General features: G+C 64.7%; 13 protein-coding genes. 4 read left to right on the forward strand and 9 right to left on the reverse strand.

Annotated features, from left to right (window positions below; translation table 11 throughout):
• Nucleotides 1–117: 117 nt before the first annotated feature.
• Nucleotides 118–1,449, forward strand: coding sequence for an IS1182 family transposase (locus tag QA640_RS17080; RefSeq protein WP_283037042.1), 1,332 nt, complete (start codon nucleotides 118–120; stop codon nucleotides 1,447–1,449).
• A 294-nt stretch (nucleotides 1,450–1,743) separates the two neighbouring features.
• Here QA640_RS17080 and QA640_RS17085 read toward each other — a convergent pair whose 3' ends face one another.
• The gene (locus tag QA640_RS17085) at nucleotides 1,744–1,968 is read right to left on the reverse strand and encodes a hypothetical protein (protein ID WP_283042812.1); all 225 of its coding nucleotides are present in this window, start codon (nucleotides 1,966–1,968) and stop codon (nucleotides 1,744–1,746) included.
• Entirely contained in the window at nucleotides 1,968–2,990 is a 1,023-nt protein-coding gene (locus QA640_RS17090; protein WP_283042813.1) for a methionine synthase, read from the reverse strand. The genes QA640_RS17085 and QA640_RS17090 overlap by 1 nt, the downstream gene beginning before the upstream one ends.
• Before the next feature lie 282 nt (nucleotides 2,991–3,272).
• On the opposite strand from QA640_RS17090, the gene QA640_RS17095 reads away from it, so the two are divergent.
• Together QA640_RS17095 and QA640_RS17100 are read left to right on the forward strand one after the other, a co-directional pair.
• Nucleotides 3,273–3,881: a 2-hydroxychromene-2-carboxylate isomerase gene (locus QA640_RS17095; RefSeq protein WP_283041755.1), complete on the forward strand. Its 609-nt coding sequence runs from the start codon at nucleotides 3,273–3,275 to the stop codon at nucleotides 3,879–3,881.
• Complete coding sequence (locus QA640_RS17100) at nucleotides 3,881–4,858, forward strand: NADPH:quinone oxidoreductase family protein (protein ID WP_283041756.1); 978 nt, start codon at nucleotides 3,881–3,883, stop codon at nucleotides 4,856–4,858. The genes QA640_RS17095 and QA640_RS17100 overlap by 1 nt, the downstream gene beginning before the upstream one ends.
• A 226-nt stretch (nucleotides 4,859–5,084) precedes the next feature.
• Here QA640_RS17100 and QA640_RS17105 read toward each other — a convergent pair whose 3' ends face one another.
• From QA640_RS17105 to QA640_RS17135, 7 genes are all read right to left on the reverse strand, one after another.
• Entirely contained in the window at nucleotides 5,085–5,975 is an 891-nt protein-coding gene (locus tag QA640_RS17105; protein WP_283041757.1) for a crotonase/enoyl-CoA hydratase family protein, read from the reverse strand.
• A gap of 128 nt (nucleotides 5,976–6,103) precedes the next feature.
• Complete coding sequence (locus tag QA640_RS17110; RefSeq protein ID WP_283041758.1) at nucleotides 6,104–7,525, reverse strand: amidase; 1,422 nt, start codon at nucleotides 7,523–7,525, stop codon at nucleotides 6,104–6,106.
• Nucleotides 7,518–8,690: a M20 aminoacylase family protein gene (locus QA640_RS17115; protein WP_283041759.1), complete on the reverse strand. Its 1,173-nt coding sequence runs from the start codon at nucleotides 8,688–8,690 to the stop codon at nucleotides 7,518–7,520. Before QA640_RS17115 ends, QA640_RS17110 begins: the two co-directional genes overlap by 8 nt.
• A gap of 301 nt (nucleotides 8,691–8,991) precedes the next feature.
• A complete protein-coding gene (locus tag QA640_RS17120) occupies nucleotides 8,992–10,638 on the reverse strand; it encodes an ABC transporter ATP-binding protein (protein WP_283041760.1) in 1,647 nt (548 codons plus the stop codon).
• Nucleotides 10,639–10,640: 2 nt separating this feature from the next.
• Nucleotides 10,641–11,528: an ABC transporter permease gene (locus QA640_RS17125; protein ID WP_283041761.1), complete on the reverse strand. Its 888-nt coding sequence runs from the start codon at nucleotides 11,526–11,528 to the stop codon at nucleotides 10,641–10,643.
• A 23-nt stretch (nucleotides 11,529–11,551) separates the two neighbouring features.
• A complete protein-coding gene (locus tag QA640_RS17130; RefSeq protein WP_283041762.1) occupies nucleotides 11,552–12,493 on the reverse strand; it encodes an ABC transporter permease in 942 nt (313 codons plus the stop codon).
• A gap of 232 nt (nucleotides 12,494–12,725) precedes the next feature.
• Nucleotides 12,726–13,856: a M20/M25/M40 family metallo-hydrolase gene (locus tag QA640_RS17135; protein ID WP_283041763.1), complete on the reverse strand. Its 1,131-nt coding sequence runs from the start codon at nucleotides 13,854–13,856 to the stop codon at nucleotides 12,726–12,728.
• Between the two features lie 270 nt (nucleotides 13,857–14,126).
• Between QA640_RS17135 and QA640_RS17140 the strand changes: the two genes are divergently transcribed.
• Nucleotides 14,127–15,734, forward strand: a complete 1,608-nt coding sequence (locus tag QA640_RS17140) for an ABC transporter substrate-binding protein (RefSeq protein ID WP_283041764.1) — start codon at nucleotides 14,127–14,129, stop codon at nucleotides 15,732–15,734.
• Nucleotides 15,735–15,764: the final 30 nt, after the last annotated feature.

Here is a 15,764-nt window from a genome sequence, read left to right on the forward strand (position 1 = left end):
AGACGCCCGCCTTTGGCGGGCTCCTCAGAGGCTGTGAATCTTTTTGACTGCTCGCAAGCGGTATAGCCGAAAGCTGGTGCTGTGTGATTCTCTTGCGGTGATGGATTCGCAGGAGGGATGATGGCCGCTGATGAATTGTTTGGGGATCTGCCGGAGCAGGCAAAGCCGCAAGCCGGTGCGGCGCCGCTCGCAGCGCCGCGACTTCGTGAGCCCCAACGCGATCAAATCGAGTTGCGAGCAGTGGATATCGAGAGCCTGATCGGGGAAGACCATCCGGTGCGCCTGATCTGGTCCTATGTCGAGGAACTCGACCTGAGTGAGCTGGAGAACCGGATCAAAGCGCGGGGCGATCGGCCTGGTCACCCCGCGACATCGCCGCGGCTTTTGCTGGCGCTGTGGCTCTATGCCACCAGCGAGGGCGTCGGCAGCGCGCGCGCGTTGGAGCGGCTTTGCGAGAGCCATGACGCCTATCGTTGGCTGTGTGGCGGGGTGTCGGTGAACCATCACACGCTGGCGGACTTCCGGGTCGGTTGCGCCGACCTGCTCGACCGGCTGCTTTGCGAGCATTTGGCGGTGCTGGCGAAGGTCGGCCTCGTCAATCTGGAAACGCTGGCGCAGGACGGTGTTCGGGTCCGGGCCAGCGCCGGGGCCGCTTCGTTCCGGCGGGAGGCGACGCTCGATCGGCACCTGGCCTTGGCTGAGGCGGTGGTGGAAGACCTCAAACGCGAGGTTGACGCTCGTTCGGATGCTAGCAATCAGCGCATGAAGGCCGCCAAGGAGCGCGCCGCGCGTGAGCGCAGAGCGCGCGTCAAAGCGGCGCAGACGGCGCTCGCCGAAATCAAGCAGCAGCGCAAGGAGCGCGAAGAAAAGCGCGGCAACGGCAAGAAGCCGAAAGAGCCGCGGGCCTCCACGACGGACGCCGACGCACGGGTCATGAAGATGGCCGACGGCGGCTTCCGCCCCGCCTACAACGTGCAGGTGACGAGTGCCGCCGGCCAGCCGATCGTCGTTGACATCAAGGTCTGCAACACCGGGTCCGACCGCGGCCTGATGCGGCCCATGCTGGAGCGGCAGCGCGCGCGTCCTGGCGGGTTGCCCAAGGACCATCTCGTCGATGGCGGCTTTGGCAGTGCCGAGGACATCGAGTGGGCGCACGCCGAGGGCATCGATATCTTTTGCCCGCCCACTCAATCCAAGCACGGCACCGATCCCCATCTACCGCGACGCGGCGACGGCCCGGGGGTGTTGGCCTGGCGTGCGCGCATGGCGAGCGAAGAGGGCAAGGCCCGATACAAGCCCCGGTCGATTTGCGAGTGCATACATGCCCGCTGGCGCAACTGGGACCTGCGCCAATTGACCGTGCGCGGCTTCGAAAAGGTCCGCGCCGTCGTGCTCTGGTACGCCCTCGCCAACAACATCCTGCAAGGCAACCGCCTCGCTAGCGCATAGAGGAGCGTTCATCGACATCCCCCAACCTCGCCACAGCCGCCCAGCCCACGCGTTGCCACGACGAGGAACTGCCACATCCTTCGATGACCACGCAAAACGAGAAAGATTGGCAAGCTCTCAGGATGAGGTTCTTGTTTCGCGGCAAAATCTTAGACCCTCATGGTGAGGAGCGCCGCTTGCGGCGCGTCTCGAACCATGAAGGCCGACCACGTTCACGGCCTCCAAAACGCCAAATGCGATTGCCCTGCCCACAAGGGGGAGAGAGCGCAGTGTGCGTGTGGCGCGAAACATACCTTATCGCAACGGCCGCCCCTGTTCGTCCACGATCATCCGCGCATCGCGCAGCGCCCATTCGCGGATCACTTGGCGGCAGCGGATGAGCTCGGCTTCGCTCGCCGTGCCAGTATCATTCGCGGCGCGATCTACCATGGCCTTGCAATTGAGGAGCACGGAACGATCCTCGGCGTGCGCTGGCAGCGCGAGTGCCGCCAGCAACGCGACGCTGCACGCGAGCCGCATCAACCGAGCCTCTCGCGCGCCAGCGCAGCGCCGGCGCCGAGTGCCATCAGCTTGGCTTCCGCGATCTCCCGCCGCATCGGCGCCATGCCGCAATTGGTCGTCGCTATGATGTTGCTCTTGGGCACGAATTTCGACACCGCATCGATCACCTCAACGACGTCGTTCGCCGTCTCGACCGTATCGCTGGCGACGTCGATGACGCCGGCCTGCACGATCTTGCCCTTGAGCAGAGACAGCAGGTCGAGCGGGACCTTGGAATTGCGGCATTCGATCGCGACCTGCTGGATCGAGCTGGCATCGATCGCCGGAAAGATCTGCTCGTATTGCCGCCACTGCGCGCCAAGCGTCTCCTTCCAGTCGGTGTTGGCCTTGATGCCGTAGCCGTAGCAGATGTGCACGGCCGTGGCGCAGGTCAGGCCTTCGGCGGCGCGCTCCAGCGCCTTGATGCCCCAATCGTTGACCTCGTCCATGTAGACGTTGAATGCGGGCTCATCGAACTGGATGAGGTCGACGCCGTCGGCCTGCAACGCCTTGGCCTCCGCGTTCAGGAGATCGGCGAAGGCGAAGGCCATCTTCACGCGGTCGCCATAGTAACGATCGGCAATGGTGTCGATGATGGTCATCGGGCCGGGCAGGGTGAATTTCAGCTTCCGCTTCGTGTGCGTGCGCGCCACCCGCGCTTCAAAGGCATGGACGCGCTCCCTGAGCTGCAACGGCGCGACCAACTGCGGCACCATCGCCTTATAGCGATCCTTCCGGATTCCCATCTCGACCTTGTGCGCGAAGTCGATGCCCTCGATCTTCTCGAGAAAACCATGCACGAAGTGCTGCCGCGCCTGCTCGCCCTCAGTGACGATGTCGATGCCGGCGTCTTCCTGGATCTTCAGCCAGATCAGCGCCGCATCGCGCTTGGCGCGCAAGAGTTCATCGCCCCTCGACTTCCAGGGCGCCCAGAGCATGTTCGGCTCGGCGAGCCATTCCGGTTTCGGCAAGGAGCCGGCGATGGTGGTTGGAAACAGCATGGCGCCCTCCGCATCGGTTGTCATTGCGCACCTTCCTGCCATGTCTTAACGTCGAGGTACAGAACAACAAAAGTCGACGAGAGGGCACAGCGCGTGATGTTCGGACAAATGGCGAAGGACGTCCTGGGAAAGCAGTAGTGCCAGTTCCTCATAGTGAGGAGCGCCGAAGGCGCGTCTCGAACCATGAAGGCCCCGCTGTTGCCCGCGGCCATCCTTCGAGACGGCCGCTACGCGGCCTCCTCCAGGATGAGGACCGCATCAAGTATAAAACAAGGAAACGCCATGATCGACTTCTTCTTCGACTGCTCCAGCCCCTGGACCTATCTCGCATTCCACAACATCCAGCCGTTGGCCAGGGAGCTCGGCGTCGAGATTTCCTGGCGGCCGATCCTGGTCGGCGGCATCTTCAACAGCGTCAATCCCAGCGTCTACGCGCAGCGCGAAAAGCCGGTGCCGCTGAAGGCACGCTACATGCTGAAGGACCTCAATGACTGGGCGCGGTCGGCGGGGCTCGCGATCAAGATGCCCCCGACGGTGTTTCCGGTGAACAGCGTGAAAGCGATGCGCGGCTGCATCTGGCTTGGCAAAGACATGGTGCCGTTCGCGACCGCGGTGTTCGAGACCTATTGGGGCGCGGACAGGGATATCTCGCAGGACGCCGTGCTCGCAGACATCTGCAAGACGGTCGGCGTCGACGCGCAAAAGTTCTTCGCCGGAATTTCCGAGCAGGCGATCAAGGATCAGCTCAAGGCCAACACCGAAGAGGTCGTCGCCCGCGGCGGCTTCGGCTCGCCGACGATCTTTCTCGACAAGACCGACATGTATTTCGGCAACGATCGGCTGCCTCTGATCCGCGAGGCGCTACTTCGCCGCAAGGCGAGTGCAGCTTGATGGTGCGGGCTGTCGTTTGCCGCGAGCTTGGTCCGCCCGAAAGCTTGCGGCTCGAGGCCTTCCCGTCGCGGCCGCTTGCGGAGGGTGAGGTGCGGGTTGCGATCCGCGCCGCCGGCCTCAACTTTCCGGATATTCTGATGGCAGCCGGCGAATATCAGCTCGAGCCCGAGCTGCCGTTCACGCCAGGCGTGGAGGCCGCGGGCGATGTGACCGAGGTCGATGCTGCGGCGCGCGGCATCGGCGTCGGCGACAAGGTCATCGTGAAGATGCGCTACGGCGCATATGCCGACGAAGCCGTGGTCGCCAGCTCTCAGCTCGCGCCGATGCCGTCGACCTTCGACTATGCGGAAGCCGCGACCTTCCTCGCCGGCCACGGCACCGCCTATCACGCGCTCATCGATCGCGGCAAGGTCGAGCCGGGCGAGGTGCTGCTGGTGCACGGCGCCGGCGGCGGCGTGGGGCTCGCGGCCGTCGAACTGGGCAAAATGCTGGGCGCGACAGTGATTGCCTGCGCGTCATCGGAAGAGAAGCTCGCGATCGCAAAGAATAGGGGCGCCGATCACCTCGTGCTCTATGCACGCGGGCCGTTTCGCGATGCCGTCAAGCGTATCACCGATGGCCGCGGTGCCGACGTGGTGTTCGATCCCGTCGGGGGCGAGGTCTTTGAGAACTCGATGCGTTGCATCGCCTGGGGCGCGCGGCTGCTGGTGATCGGCTTCACCGGCGGCATCGGCTCCGCGAAGACAAATTTGCTGCTGATCAAGGGCGCGAGCGTGCTGGGCGTGCGCGCCGGCGAAGCGGTACGCAAGAATCCGGCCCTCGGCGAGGTGCGCCTGAAGGCGCTGCTCGCATGGGCCGAGGAGGGCAAGCTGCGTCCCAACGTCTCGCATCGCCTGCCGCTGGAGGACTACGCAAAGGCGATGCGATTGCTGATCGATCGCAAGGCGATCGGGCGTGTGGCGCTGGTGATGGATTGACGCTGCCTCTTGCAGGGTGGGCAAAGGCGCTCTTGCGCCGGGCCCATCGTGGGATGAATGTCATCCGCGAGGTCTTGAAGCGCCTTGCGACGGCTGGCGTAGTCGAGGTTGAGCGTTGCGTAGCCGGCGCGCCCGATTGCAGTTTCCATTTTGCGAAACGAGCGCGCCGTCCGGCTGATCCCGTGCAGGAGGACGACGCCGTCTTGCGGCACCGTCGGCTCCAGGCTCACTTGTACTCGCGTTCCGTCCACCACGGGAAATAGTCCGGCATGTCTTTCGACACCTTGTTCTTGAATTGCGCGGGGCGCTTCTCCAGGAACGACGTCACACCTTCCTTGACGTCGTCCGACCGGCCGCGGGCGTAGATGCCGCGGCTGTCGATCTTGTGGGCTTCCATCGGATCGTCCGCGCCCATCATGCGCCACATCATCTGCCGGATCAGCGCGACCGACACCGGCGCGGTCTTGGCTGCGATCTCCTTGGCGAGCGCGCGCGCGGTCGGCAGGAGATCATCGGGCGGCACCACCTTGCTCACCAGCCGCCCGGCGAGCGCTTCCTGTGCGGGGAAGACGCGGCCCGTGTAGCACCATTCCAGGGCCTGCGAGATGCCGACGAGGCGGGGCAGGAACCAGCTCGACGCTGCTTCCGGCACGATGCCGCGCTGGGAGAACACGAAGCCGAAGCGCGCTGCCTCCGAGGCAATGCGGATGTCCATCGCAAGCTGCATGGTGACGCCGATGCCGACCGCAGGGCCGTTCACCGCGGCGATCACGGGCTTCAGGCTCTTGAAGATGCGCAGCGTCACCTGACCGCCACCATCGCGCACCTGCGGATCGCTATAGTCGACCTGGCCGCTCGCAAGCCGCTTCACCGGTCCGCGCTTTGCGTCGCGATCAAAGGTGTCGGCGCCGGAAGAGAGATCGGCGCCGGCGCAGAAGGCGCGGCCCGCGCCGGTGACGATGATGGCGCGGATGTTGTCGTCCTCGTCGGCGGCGTCGAACGCCTCGATCAACTCGGCCTGCATCCTGGCGTTGAAGGCGTTGAGCTTGTCGGGCCGGTTCAGCGTGATGGTGAGGATCTCGTCGGCAATCTCGTACTCGATCGTCTCATACGCCATGGTGGTTTCCTTCCCTTTGTTCATCTTGTTCATTTGATTTGTAGCATGTCATTCCGGGGCGTGCCCTCTTTGGCGCGAGCCCGGAATCCATAGCCCCGCTTCGCGGCGCCCCGGAATGACGGAAGACGTTATTTCCTCGGCGGCGACGGCCAGGGCGGCTGCGCACCGCGCAAACCCTCGAACGCCTTGGCCATGCCCAGCACGCCGATGTCGTCGAAACGGCGGCCGACGATCTGCACGCCGATCGGAAAGCCCTTTGGGTCGAAGCCGCCGTTGATTGATATCGCCGGGTTCTCCGACATATTCCACGGTACGGTATAGCAGATGTGCTCGAACGGCTTCATGGGATCGTTGGTGGGCGAGGCGAGCTCCGCCGGGAAATTCACGCTCGGCGCGGTCGGCGAGATCACATAGTCGAGCTCGCAGAAAAGCTTTGCCGCGGCCGCGCGGATCGCCATGGTCTGGTTGAAGCCTCTGATGACCTCGACGCCGGAGAGCTTTGCGCCGGACTCGCCCCATCTGAAGATATAGGGCAGCACCTTGGCTCGTTCGGCAGGCGTGAGCTTCGTCAGATCGTCCCACATCCGTGCGCGCCAGAAGTTGTCGAGGCCATCGAGCATCTCGCGCGTCAAAATGCCCTCGATCTCGGTGACGACGGCGCCCGCGGATTCGAAGGCTTTCGCGGCTTTCACCGCGACCTCGCGCACCGGCTTTTCCAGGGGCAGGCCGACGCCGAGATCGAGCATCAGGCCGATGCGCAGTTTTCTCGGCGATTTTTCCAGCGCCTTCCAATTGATGGTGTCGGCCGGCAGGCTCATGCCGTCGCGGCGGTCGGGCTTTGCGATCACACTCATCATCAGCGCGCAATCGTCGACGGTGCGGGTCATTGGCCCTGCGACGCGGCCGACATAGGCTGGATCGATCGGCACGCGGCCGAAGCTCGGCTTCAACCCGACGAGACCGCACCAGCCCGCCGGCAGCCGCACCGAGCCGCCGATATCGGTGCCGAGATGCAGCGGACCGTAGCCGGCCGCTGCAGCGGCGCCGGCACCGGCGCTCGAACCGCCGGGATTTTTCGAGAGGTCCCAGGGATTGCGGGCGAGGGCATGAAAGCTGGAAAGACCGGACGACAGCATGCCGTAATCGGGCATGGTGGTCTTGGCGAAGATGATGGCGCCGGCTTCGCGCAGCCGCGCGGCTGGCGGAGCGTCCTTCTCCGCCGGCACGAGCTTCACGCTTGCCGCGCCGAGCGGCACCGGTACGCCCTTGGTCGCGATGTTGTCCTTCACCGTCACCGGCACGCCGTCGAGCGGACCGGATGGCTCGCCGCCCGACCAGCGCGCGGTCGATGCCTTTGCGACCTCGCGCGCGCCGTCGGGATCGAAGGCGTAGAGCGCCCTGAGATGCGGCTCCCACGCTGCGACATGCGCGATCACGTCCTCCAGTACCTCGCTCGGCGAGAACTGCCTGGCCTTGTAGCCCGCGATCAGATCGACCGCAGACAGATCGTGCAGCGAGGTGAGCTTCTCGTAGGTGCGCGGCTTATGCATGGCCACCGACCGGCATGCGCTGCTCGATGATGCGGGCGAACATGCTGGCGCCGATCGGCAAAATCTTGTCGTCGAGCACGTAGCCGGGATTGTGCACGGGCACCGAGCCGTCGTGACCGACCCAGAAATAGGCACCGGGAATGGTCTGCAGCATGTCGGCAAAATCCTCGCTGCCCATCCTCGGCTGGATGCGGGTGATCACCTTGGCGGGATCGACCACGGTGCGCGCGGCCTCTTCGACCGCCTTGGACTGCTCGACCTGGTTGACCAGCACGCCGAAGGCGTCGCGTATGTCGGCCTCGATCTCGACCTGGAAGGCGGCCGCGACGCCGTTGCAGATGGTACGCATGCGCTCGCGGATCAGCGCGCGCACGTCATCCGAGAAGGCGCGCACGGTGCCGCAGAGATGCGCTTCGCCGGGGATGACGTTGTAGGCGGAGCCGGCATGGATCTGGGTGATCGACACGACAGCGGCCTGGAGCGGTTCGACGTTGCGGCTGACGATGGTCTGAATGGCCTGCGCCAGCGTGGTTGCGATCATCACGGCGTCCTTCGAGCGCTCCGGCATCGCGCCATGCGCGCCATAGCCGTTGATGCGGAGATCGAAGAAGTCGGCGCCGGCCATTGCGGGTCCGGGCAGGATCGCGACCTCGCCGAGATTGAGGTCCGGCGCATTGTGGAGGCCATAGAGCTCGTCGCAGGGAAACTTTTCGAACAACCCGTCCTTGATCATAGCGCGCGCGCCGCCGAGGCCCTCCTCGGCCGGCTGGAAGATCAGATGCACCGTGCCGTCAAAGTTCTTCGTCTCGGCGAGATAGCGCGCCGTGCCGAGCAGCATCGTGGTGTGACCGTCATGGCCGCAGCCGTGGAAGCGGCCGGGGATGGTCGAGCGCCATTTCAGATTGGTATTTTCTTCCATCGGCAGCGCGTCCATGTCGGCGCGCAGGCCAATGCGCCTTGCACTGGTGCCCTTGCCCTTGATGACGCCGATCACGCCGGTGCCCCCAAGGCCGCGATGCACCTCGATGCCCCAGCTCTTCAGCTTGTCGGCGACGATGCCGGAGGTGCGGACCTCCTCGAAGCCGATCTCGGGATGGGCGTGCAGGTCGCGGCGGATGGCGGTGAGTTCGTCGGCGTAGCCGTCGATGCGGTCGATGGTGGGCATCTTGTCCTTGATCCAGTTGGGTCAAATGATGCGCGCGACGTTAGCTCTGCCTTTGCGGCGAGGGCAAGCAAGGGACTCCATCGTGTCGCGCATGGCCTCAAGCCGTTTTGGGAATGGTACACTTCGCCGCCGTTGCGAGCGCGGCGCATCCTCTCCGCTCGTCATTCCCCATTGCGCACTGCGCAATGGGGGCGCGCCCACTTGGGCGTGAGCCCGAATCTTTTGCTCAACAGGTCCTGCGGCTATTGGATTCCGGGCTCATCGCTTCGCGATGCCCCGGAATGACGGCGGAGTGTGTGGCTCAGACCGTCGCCGCCACGCCTTCCACCGGCCGGAAATTGGCAAAATCCCAGCCGCGGCCGGGCGCCGCATCGAGCAGGGACCTGGTGTAGACTTGCTTCGGATGCGTCAGCACGTCGGCTGCCGGGCCCTGTTCCACGACACGGCCGTGCTGCATCACCACGACCTCGTCGCAGATTTGGGCGGCGACGCGCAGATCGTGGGTGATGAACAGGATCGCTATGCCGAGGCGCTTCTGGATCTCGTCGAGCAGTTCCAGCACCTGCGCCTGCACGGAGACGTCGAGTGCGGAGACCGCTTCATCGGCGACCAGCACGTCGGGATCGAGCGCGAGCCCGCGCGCAATGGCGATGCGCTGGCGCTGGCCGCCCGAAAACTGGTGCGGATAGCGCGACACTGCATCAGCGGGCAGGCCGACCAGCTCGAGAAGCTCGCGTGAGCGCTTCAGCGCATCGGGGCGCGAGACGCCGTAATTGATCGGGCCTTCCGCGATGCTCTCGCCGATGCTGACGCGCGGATTGAGCGAGCGATAGGGATCCTGGAACACGATCTGGATTTTCTGGCGATGCGGCTGGAGCAGCCGCCGCGAAAGATCGGAGATTTCGCGGCCCGCCAGGCGCACGCCGCCCGAGGTCGGGTCGATCAGGCGCACGATGCATCGCGCCACCGTCGACTTGCCCGAGCCGCTCTCGCCGACGATGCCGAGCGTGCGACCCTTGCGCAAGGTGAGGGTGACCTTGTCGGCGGCGACAACCTCGCGGCCTTTGCCGAAGAATGTGCGCTCGCGATAGACCTTGCCGAGGTCGTTGGCCTCCAGCACGATCGGTTCCTTGGTCTCAGGCCGCGCCGCGCGCGGCACCAGGCTCGGCACCGAGGCGAGCAGGTTGCGGGTGTACTCCATCGACGGATTGCGCAGCACGGAATCGAGCGTACCGGTCTCGACCAGGCGGCCCTGCCGCATCACCGCGACGCGGTCGGCGATCTCGGCCACCACGCCCATGTCGTGGGTGATGAACAGCACGGCGGTGCCGTGATCGCGTTGGAGGTCGCGGATCAGAGTGAGGATCTGTTTCTGCGTGGTGACGTCGAGTGCGGTGGTCGGCTCGTCGGCAATGAGCAGCTTCGGCTCCAGTACCAGTGCCATCGCGATCATGATGCGCTGGCGCTGGCCGCCGGAGAGGCGGTGCGGGTAGGAGGCGAAGATGCGCTCGACCTGCGGCAGCCGCACCTGCTCCATCATCTCGAGGATGCGGTGGCGCCGGGCTTTGGCGTCAAGATCGGTGTGGGCGCGCAGGACCTCGTCGATCTGACGGCCGACCGGCACGACCGGGTTGAGCGCGGTCATCGGCTCCTGGAAGATCATCGCCATTTGCGTGGCGCGCAACTGCCGCAGGCGGCGGTCGGTTGCGATGAGAAGTTCCTCGCCGACGAGCCTGACGCTGCCGCCGGTCGGCACCAGCGAGCCCTTCTGCAACAGGCCCATCACGGTGAGCGAGGTCACCGACTTGCCGGAACCGCTTTCGCCGACGAGGCACAGCGTCTCGCGCTCGCGGACCTGGATTGAGATGCCGTCGATGATCTTCGGTCCGTTCGGCGTCTTGCCGATGGAGACGGTGAGGTCGTTGATGTCGAGGATGGTGCTGGTCATTCTTACTTGCCCTCCCGCTGCTTCATGCGGGGATCGAGTGCGTCGCGGGCGGCGTCGCCAATCAAATTGATGCTGAGGATCGCGAGCGAGAGCAAAAGGCCCGGCCAGAAGATCAACGACGGCTTGATCTGGAAGAACTGGCGCCCCTCGGCCATGATGTTGCCCCAGGTCGGCGTCTCCGGCGAGATGCCGGCGCCGAGGAAGGAGAGAATGGCCTCGGTAAGGATCGCAGACGCGCAGACATAGGTGCCTTGCACGATCAGCGGTGCGATCGTGTTCGGCATCAGGTGGCGCCACATGATCTTCGGCAGTGACGAGCCGACCGAGATCGCCGCTTCCACATAAGGCTCTTCGCGCGCGGACAGGACGACGGAGCGCACCAGGCGCGCCACGCGCGGGATCTCCGGAATCGTAATCGCGACCAGCACGGTCCAGATGCTCGCGCCCGACAGCGACACGACGGCGATCGCGAGCAGGATGCTCGGCATCGCCATCAGGCCGTCCATGACGCGCATCATGACGGAATCGACCAGCTTGAAGAAGCCGGAGACGAGACCGATGGCGAGCCCAATGGCGATCGACAGAGCCGCCGAGCCGATGCCGATCAACAGCGAGACGCGGCCGCCATAGATCACACGCGACAAGAGATCGCGGCCGAAGGCGTCGGTGCCGAGCAGGAATTGCGCCGAGGCCGGCTTCAGCCGCTGCGACGGCGCGAGCAGGACCGGGTCATGCGGGGCGATCAGCGGCGCTAGGATGGTGATCAGTGCGATCAGCGCGAGGCAGATGGTCGCGGCCGCGATGATCGGCGTCGAGGTGAGAAATCCGAATTTTGGCCGAAGCGGCTTCGTGATCGGAATGGATGATTCGGGGAGGGTGTCGATCGACATGCTTGACCTTGTTTATCCCTGCCTCAGTACCGGATCCGCGGATCAAGCAACGTGTAGGCGACGTCGATCAGGAGATTGACGACGACATAGATCAGCGACGTCAGCAGGATCATGGCCTGAATCACCGGATAGTCGCGCGCCAGCACCGCGTCCACCGTGAGGCGGCCGATGCCGGGAATGTTGAACACGCTTTCGGTGACGACGACGCCGGAGATCAGAAGCGCAAAGCCGGTGCCGATCACGGTGATCACGGGAACGGCGGCGTTGCGCAGTGCGTGCCGCATCATCACCGCGACCTCGCTGATGCCTTTCGCGCGGGCGGTGCGCACGTAGTCTTCGCCGAGCACGTCGAGCATCGCCGCCCGCGTCATGCGCGCGATCAGCGCGATATAGATAAAGGAGAGCGCGCAGGTCGGAAGGATGATGCGCTCGAAGAACGGTCCGAAACCGGCCGTGATGCTCTTGAAACCCTGCACCGGCACCCAGCGCAGGTCGATGGCGAAAATCTCGATCAGGACGTAGCCGACCACGAACACGGGCACGGAAAAGCCGAGCACGGAGAGGCCCATCACGAAGCGGTCGATCCAGGTGCCATGCTTCCACGCCGCGATCACGCCGAGCGGCACGGCGACGACGACGGCGAGGATGATGGTGGAGAGCGCGATCGAGATCGACGGCTCGACGCGCTGGCCGATCATCTTCAGCACCGGCAGGTTCGAGATCAGCGACGTCCCGAGATCGCCGTGCAGGAGCTTGTTGATCCAGGTGAAGAACTGCACGATGAGCGGCTCGTTGAGGCCGAGCGAGGCGCGGATGCGCTCGAGCCGTTCGGGCGTCGCGTTGTCACCGGCGAGTATCGCGGCAGGGTCGCCCGGGGTGAGCCGGAGCAGGAGGAAGACGAACAGCGCGACCACGCCCATCACGGGAACGGCGGCAAGGATGCGGCGAACGAGATATCCGAGCAAGTTGGATCCGTCAGATTAGAGTCAAACCGGCGAGGCACCCTTGGGCAGGTTGCCACCCAGCCTAACATTTCAGCAATTCCCATGCCATTGGGGTCTGAAATTCTGGATGGCCGTCATGTCCGGCATCCACGTCTTTGCGTACAGAGCAAAGCGTGCCCACCAACGCGATTTCCGGCGCGGACCGATCGTGGGCACGGCGCAAGAGCGCGTTTGCCCACACGACAAGGTCGATCTACGTCAGCGTCACCAGCAGCCCCGCCATCAGTCGGCCGCGCTCGGCGAGGCTGTCGACCTCGATGTGTTCGTCGAGCGTGTGGGCATTGGAGCCGCGCACGCCCAGGCCGTCGAGGGTCGGGATGCCCATCGCCCCGGTGAAGTTGCCGTCGGAGCCGCCGCCCGCGCTGGCATGCGGCAACTCGCCGCCGAGCTCGCGGGCAATCCCCCGCGCCTTCTCGTACAGCGCCAGGGTGCCGGCGTCGGGTTCCCAGACCGGACGCGTGACGCCGCGCGTCACCTTGAAGCTGACATCATTGGTCGTGCCCGACAGTGCCAGCATCTTCTCGACGCCGCGGTCGAGGTCGGCCTGGCGCTTGGCCATGGAGAGCGCCTCGCCGGTGCAGGTGGTGGCAACGCAATTGACCCATTGCCCGCCATGCACGATGCCGACCGAGAAAGTGCAATCATCAGTCGTCATCGCGTCAATCGCGAGGATCTGTCGCGCCATTTCCCGTATCGCGGAACGACCCGAGGAGAGCGTCGCGCCGGCATGGCTCGGCCGCCCCGTTGCTTCGAGGTTGAAGCGCGCGATGGCGTAGCGCCCGGTGACGACGCCGTTGTCGGGCCGGCCGGGCTCGGGCACCAGCACGTATTTGTTGCGCGCAGCCTCGGCCTCGATGATGTCGCGGGTCGACGGCGTGCCGACTTCCTCGTCCGGCGTGAACAGCACCGTGATCGGCAGCGGCGTTACGAAGGAGGCGCGGGCCAATTGCCTGATGGCCTCGAGTGAGAGGTAGTTGCCGCCCTTCATGTCGAAGATGCCGGGGCCGTAGCATTTATTGCCTTCGCGCCGCCATTTCAGTTTCTCGATGGTGCCGACGGGATGCACGGTGTCCATGTGCCCGGCGATCAAAATGCCGGGCTCGCCTTGCTTCGGATGCGGAAAGCGTGCGCGCACACCGCCGCCAAAACCCTGCCGTCCGGCGATGCGCTCGATCGTCGCACCCATGATCGCCATGTCGCGCGCGGCGAGGTCGAGCATGCGGTTCACCGCGCTCGCGTCCCAGGTCGGGCTTTCGCATTCGACCCATGCGCGCAGGCCCTGCAGCATGGCCTCGGAATCAAATGGGAGATTGGCTGGATTCATAGGAGGCCTCTTCAGCTTCGCACGCGTGGGATGCGCATTCGGCGCATCAGGAAATGATAGGCGGGGACGCGTTGTAGAGCGAAACGCGCAAAGACGGAGCCCGTGCGCGCGGACGCATGGGCATGCAGCGAAAGCGGATTGACGCCTTCGATGCTCTCTGCAAGTCTCGAAAAGACCAAGGCATTGCATGAGGTTAGTTCGCCCAAAGAACGATCCGAATGCTCAACCAATAGCCTGCCTTTGACCAGTTTCACGTCAGGAGAAGCTTCGATGTTCCACTTCTTGCGCCGGGGACGCAGCGCGATCGTCTCCAAACTCGCGCTGTCGGCCGTCGCGCTCGCGGCGCTGGCCTCGCCGGTCCTCGCCGCCGGCAAGACCATCACCGCAGTGATGCACTCCGACCTCAGGATCATCGATCCCATCTTCACCACGGCCTACATCACGCGCGATCATGGCTACATGGTTTACGATACGTTGATCGCGACCGATTCGAATTTCAAGATCCAGCCCCAGATGGCGGACTGGAAGATCTCCGACGACAAGCTCACCTACACCTTCACGCTGCGCGACGGGTTGAAATGGCATGACGGCACGCCGGTGACGGCCGAAGACTGCGTCGCCTCGCTGAAGCGCTGGGCCGCGGTCGATGGCATGGGCCAGCAGATGATGCGGTTCACGGCAAGCATCGAGGCGACTGATCCCAAGACCTTCACGCTGAAGCTGAAGGAGCCCTACGGGCTCGTACTGGAGTCAATCGGCAAGCCGTCCTCTCGCGTCGCCTTCATGATGCCCAAGCGCCTCGCCGAGACGCCGCCGGACAAGCAGATTCCCGAGCAGATCGGCTCCGGCCCATTCAAGTTCGTGCAGGCTGAATTCCAGCCGGGCGTGAAGGCGGTCTACGAGAAGAATAAGGACTATGTGCCGCGCAAGGAGCCGTCGAGCTGGACCGCCGGCGGCAAGGTCGTGAGGGTCGACCGCGTCGAGTGGGTCACGATGCCGGACTCGCAGACCGCGGTGAACGCGCTGCAATCGGGCGACATCGATTTCATGGAGAACATTCCATGGGACATGCTGCCGGTGCTCGAGGCCAACAACGATTTGAAGATCGAGGTGCTCAACAAGTTCGGCTACCAGACGCTCGGCCGCATGAACTTCCTCTATCCGCCCTTCGACAATCCGAAGGTTCGGCGCGCAGCGTTGCTGGCGATGAGCCAGAAGGACGTGCTCGACGCGCTGGTCGGCAATCCCAAATACTACAAGGTGTGCGGCGCCTTCTTCATCTGCGACACGCCGTTCGCAACCGACGTCGGCTCCGAGACGCTGGTCAAGGGCGGCGGCCTGGCGGAAGCCAAGAAGGCGCTTGCCGAGTCCGGCTATGACGGCACGCCGGTGGTGATCATGGCGCCCGGCGACGTGATCACGCTGAAGGCGCAGCCGATCGTGGCGGCGCAGCAGCTTCGCGAGGCCGGCTTCAAGGTCGATCTCCAGGCGACCGACTGGCAGACCGTGGTGAGCCGCCGCGCCAGCCAGAAGCCGCCGAAGGAGGGCGGCTGGAACATGTTCTTCACCAACTGGGTGTCTGCCGACGTCTCCAACCCGATCGCCAACCTCTCGATCGGCGGCCAAGGCAAGAAGGGCGGCTGGTTCGGCTGGGCGGAGGACGCCAAGATCGAGCAGCTCAAGGACGCCTTCGTCCGCGCCCCCTCACTCGACGAGCAGAAGAAGATCGCCACCGAGATTCAGAAGGAAGCCTATGATCAGGTGATCTACGTCCCGCTCGGGCAGTATCTCGCGCCGAGCTCCTGGCGGAAGTCGATCTCGGGCGTGATCGATGGCCCCGCGACGCCGGTATTCTGGAATATGGACAAGTCCGAATAAGCGACACGCCCCTCTCCAGGCGGACGACAT

The organism is Bradyrhizobium sp. CB82, assembly GCF_029714405.1.
Taxonomy (GTDB): domain Bacteria; phylum Pseudomonadota; class Alphaproteobacteria; order Rhizobiales; family Xanthobacteraceae; genus Bradyrhizobium.

Coding starts and splice junctions, on each gene's coding strand:
- QA640_RS17105 (WP_283041757.1), bottom strand. CDS start 5,975: ATGGCGTATGAGACGATCGAGTACGAGATTGCCGACGAGATCCTCACC.
- QA640_RS17120 (WP_283041760.1), bottom strand. CDS start 10,638: ATGACCAGCACCATCCTCGACATCAACGACCTCACCGTCTCCATCGGC.
- QA640_RS17090 (WP_283042813.1), bottom strand. CDS start 2,990: ATGCTGTTTCCAACCACCATCGCCGGCTCCTTGCCGAAACCGGAATGG.
- QA640_RS17095 (WP_283041755.1), top strand. CDS start 3,273: ATGATCGACTTCTTCTTCGACTGCTCCAGCCCCTGGACCTATCTCGCA.
- QA640_RS17125 (WP_283041761.1), bottom strand. CDS start 11,528: ATGTCGATCGACACCCTCCCCGAATCATCCATTCCGATCACGAAGCCG.
- QA640_RS17085 (WP_283042812.1), bottom strand. CDS start 1,968: ATGCGGCTCGCGTGCAGCGTCGCGTTGCTGGCGGCACTCGCGCTGCCA.
- QA640_RS17140 (WP_283041764.1), top strand. CDS start 14,127: ATGTTCCACTTCTTGCGCCGGGGACGCAGCGCGATCGTCTCCAAACTC.
- QA640_RS17135 (WP_283041763.1), bottom strand. CDS start 13,856: ATGAATCCAGCCAATCTCCCATTTGATTCCGAGGCCATGCTGCAGGGC.
- QA640_RS17110 (WP_283041758.1), bottom strand. CDS start 7,525: ATGCATAAGCCGCGCACCTACGAGAAGCTCACCTCGCTGCACGATCTG.
- QA640_RS17080 (WP_283037042.1), top strand. CDS start 118: ATGATGGCCGCTGATGAATTGTTTGGGGATCTGCCGGAGCAGGCAAAG.
- QA640_RS17100 (WP_283041756.1), top strand. CDS start 3,881: ATGGTGCGGGCTGTCGTTTGCCGCGAGCTTGGTCCGCCCGAAAGCTTG.
- QA640_RS17115 (WP_283041759.1), bottom strand. CDS start 8,690: ATGCCCACCATCGACCGCATCGACGGCTACGCCGACGAACTCACCGCC.